The organism is Paraburkholderia sp., assembly GCF_035501035.1.
GTDB lineage: Bacteria > Pseudomonadota > Gammaproteobacteria > Burkholderiales > Burkholderiaceae > Paraburkholderia.
Genome location: NZ_DATJWR010000505.1, coordinates 1 through 3,467 on the forward strand (window position 1 = coordinate 1; position 3,467 = coordinate 3,467).

Sequence of the window (3,467 nt, forward strand, 5' to 3'; positions counted from 1 at the left end):
GTCACCTCCCACGATTCGACTCTCTTCCTGGCCAAGCCTTCGCTCCAATGTCGCACTCGATTGCGGCTCCGAACGAAGTATAGACTTATTTACGGATAAGTTCTTAGTCTGGGTCTGCGCCTGGTGACCGAGATATAACGCGTAGTCCCACTTTATAATTCTTTTGACACTGGGCGCATACCAATAGATGTTTGTAAATGGCGCACTGTACAAGCGCTCAAGCTGCTTTGCATTCACGCCACGGCTCTCTATTTTGTAGGCATCAAATGAACCAGCGGCTACCTTTACCTGCTCGAATGCGACAACCTTGCTGGTCCCGCTGACGTCAAGGGTTCCATCTGTGAAGCGCCGAATATTGTGAAAAAACCAGGATTTGCCCACAGTCAGGGGGAAACTAAGGTCTCCAGTGCTTGGCTCATACGTAGTTCCGTTGCCGTCTCGCGTCACGTTTCCCTGACTGTCATAATCTACTTCCTTTGCGGCGCCCCCGTTCCACGTAGACGACATCGTTGTCTGCGTCTCTGTAACCGCGACTACCGTCAGAACAAGAACGTTTCCGGGCCTGGTGTCGGTTCGCCCCCATAGGTATGTCCAGGTGTCACCGACCTTGTAGCTCGGGGCAGCAGTCGTCGGCACATCTGGCGCGCTCGCTAGCTCCTGCGCCGCGAGTGGACTTGTCAGGCCGCTGAGCAACAAGGCGGCAAAGCAGCACTGCCTCGCCAGCATCGACATGTATGCCATCGCCATTTGGGGTTTCATTGGTGACCTCCATGCCGAAATAACACACATGAAAAACCGCGGCGCCTCACGGAGCATAGGCCTTGAGCCCGACGATATCCGTGCAGTTCGGTGTGCTAGCGCACATACTCAAAGTGTTTGTGGATAGACAAGAACGGGGGTGGTTGCTGTTTTTCCCGAGATGACTGCGTGACCGGCTGTTGCCTATCGGCAGCCGTTGCCACGACGCGCCCCCCCCCAAACGGCCGAAACGGCCACCTGCGGCCGTTCGCCATCGCCTTGAAATGGACGCTCGAAGGTCCCTTCCACTTTGGTAAGAGACATCCGAGGACTGAAGGTCGTCGTCGCGACATTTCGCGCAACGCGCCCCCTTGGGAAAGGGACTGTTGCCCTCGGAAGAACGATGCGTGAACTTTGTTGCTCTTGCTACTTTGGGTTGCCCTGGTCACGATGTCATTGCGCTCGACTCACGTTTCAATCACCCGGCGACAGGCGTTGCTCGCGCTCGCGGGCGTGTCGCCGGTGGCGGCGCTGCTGGTTCTTTCGGTCAGGCTTCCGGGCGCGAAGCGCTGAAGATGTGATGCGCTTTTTTTCGCGCGACACGAAATCCATTAGATCAGTCATCCCATGTATTAGAGGTAAAGGGAAATGAAGATTCTCATCGCGGGCTTCCAGCACGAAACCAACACATTCGCCCCGACGAAAGCGAGCTGGCAGAGCTTCGTTCAGGGCGAGGGCTTCCCGCCGCTCGCGCGCGGCCTTGACCTGCTCTCGCTGCGCGACGTGAATGTGCCCGCCGGCGGCTTCATTCAAGCGGCGGAAGCGGCGGGCCATTCGCTCGTGCCAGTGATCTGGGCGGGTGCGAGCGCGTCTGCGCATGTGACCGAAGACGCCTATGAGCGCATCGCGGGCGAAATCGTGGAGGCGGTCAGGCGCGGCGGCTACGACGCGATCTACCTGGATCTGCACGGCGCGATGGTCACGGAGCATCTCGACGACGGCGAGGGCGAATTGCTCGCGCGCGTGCGCTCGATCGTAGGCGCCGACATGCCTATCGTTGTCTCGCTCGATCTGCACGCCAACGTAACCGAGCAAATGTTTGCGTTCGCCGACGCGATGGTCGCGTACCGCACCTATCCGCATGTCGATATGGCTGAAACCGGTGCGCGCGCCGCGCACATCCTGACTCGGCTTAGCGAAGCGCGCGAACGCGGACTGAAGCGCGTCGTGCGCCGAATTCCGTTCCTGATCCCCGTGAACGGCATGTGCACGCTCGCCGAACCGGCGCGCGGAATGTACGAACGTCTTGCGGCGTTGGAGCAGGGTTCGATTGTCTCGCTGTCGTTCGCGCCTGGATTTCCTGCGGCCGATTTCCCCGAATGCGGCGCGGCCGTCTGGGGCTTCGGCTTCGACGAGGCCGCCGTGACAGCCGCTGTTGATGCACTGGTCGGGGCCATCGTGGCGCAGGAGCGTGACTGGGATGTGCGCTTTCTCGCCCCCGACGACGCCGTGCGCGAAGCGATGCGGCTCGCGGAACACGCGACCAGCCCCGTCGTCATCGCCGATACGCAGGATAACCCCGGTGCCGGCGGCGATTCGAACACGATGGGGCTCGTGCGCGCCTTGCTGCGTCACGGCGCGAGCAACGCGGCAGTGGGCCTGATCTGGGACCCGCAAGCGGCCGCGAAGGCGCACGAAGCGGGCGTGGGCGCGACGATCGAGCTTGCGCTCGCGGGAGGCTCGGGCGTGCCCGGCGATGCGCCGCTCGCCGAACGCTTCGTGGTCGAGCATCTCGCCGATGGGCGGGTGCGCTTCGACGGCCCGATGATGAACGGCATGTGGACTGAGATCGGGCCGGTGGCGTGCCTGCGCATCGACGGCGTGAGGATCGCGGTCAGCTCTGTGAAGATGCAGATGTTCGACCGCAATCTCTACCGCGTGGCCGGTATCGAACCCGAGCGCATGAAAATTCTCGTCAATAAGAGTTCGGTTCACTATCGCGCTGATTTTGACGCGATCGCCGCTGCCCATCTCGTGGCGAAGGCGCCTGGCCCCATGGCCGCCGATCCCGCCGATCTACCGTGGCAGCGCATCGATCCGCGCATGCGCCTGCGCCCAAACGGGACGTCGCTGCGCGAGCTGCACGGCAGTGCAGCGCATGCGAGCCGATAAGGCACGCGGGCCGCGTGCCACCAAGGGCCGCGCGTTCGAATCGAAGCCTCGCACGCCTGCGGCACGCGTGGGAGGCGCCAATGCAATGGCGGCCCGCTTCGAGCTGGCCGCCGTGCAGGCCGGTCGTCGAATGCGCTGAGCCCCGGCTGCGCCTCTGCGTTTCCCGAGCACGCGTCATCGAACGCGGCCGCGACTGTGATGCGCGCTCCTATCCTTCCGCGCGGATCAGAATGTGAGCGAGCTGGCGGCGTAGCTCGCCGTGAGCAAGCGGACGCTTGACCGACGATTCAAACACACATCTCGAGGAGCTCGGCGATCCTTGCGCCGAGTTTGGCAATGTGTTGCCCGGCCATTGCCTTGACGTCCGAGCTAGCGCGATCTTGATTCTGCCACAGGGCGTGCCCCCGGGAATTGAGGCCCCAACAGTCATGGAGATTGGCGCCACCCCGAATGATGAAAGAAACTACGGGGTGGAAGGTGGGCAGGTAGAGGTCGTCTGTTTTTTATGGCGGCTCGACCCCGCCCCCAACATGACCCGCCGCTACTGACGCGTACCC

2 protein-coding genes and 1 pseudogene are annotated in these 3,467 nt (G+C 62.1%); 2 read left to right on the plus strand and 1 reads right to left on the minus strand.

The features are described 5' to 3' along the window. A pseudogene (locus VMJ11_RS34290) lies at positions 1–759 on the minus strand (hypothetical protein); the annotation flags it as partial. A 627-nt stretch (positions 760–1,386) separates the two neighbouring features. On the opposite strand from VMJ11_RS34290, the gene VMJ11_RS34295 reads away from it, so the two are divergent. Together VMJ11_RS34295 and VMJ11_RS34300 are read left to right on the plus strand one after the other, a co-directional pair. After that, a complete protein-coding gene (locus tag VMJ11_RS34295) occupies positions 1,387–2,910 on the plus strand; it encodes a M81 family metallopeptidase (protein WP_325625665.1) in 1,524 nt (507 codons plus the stop codon). Between the two features lie 275 nt (positions 2,911–3,185). Beyond that, the gene (locus VMJ11_RS34300; protein ID WP_325625667.1) at positions 3,186–3,458 is read left to right on the plus strand and encodes a hypothetical protein; all 273 of its coding nucleotides are present in this window, start codon (positions 3,186–3,188) and stop codon (positions 3,456–3,458) included. Positions 3,459–3,467 lie beyond the last annotated feature (9 nt).

Excerpts from the sequence above, each read along its gene's own strand:
- VMJ11_RS34295 (WP_325625665.1), top strand. The coding sequence starts at position 1,387 with ATGAAGATTCTCATCGCGGGCTTCCAGCACGAAACCAACACATTCGCC.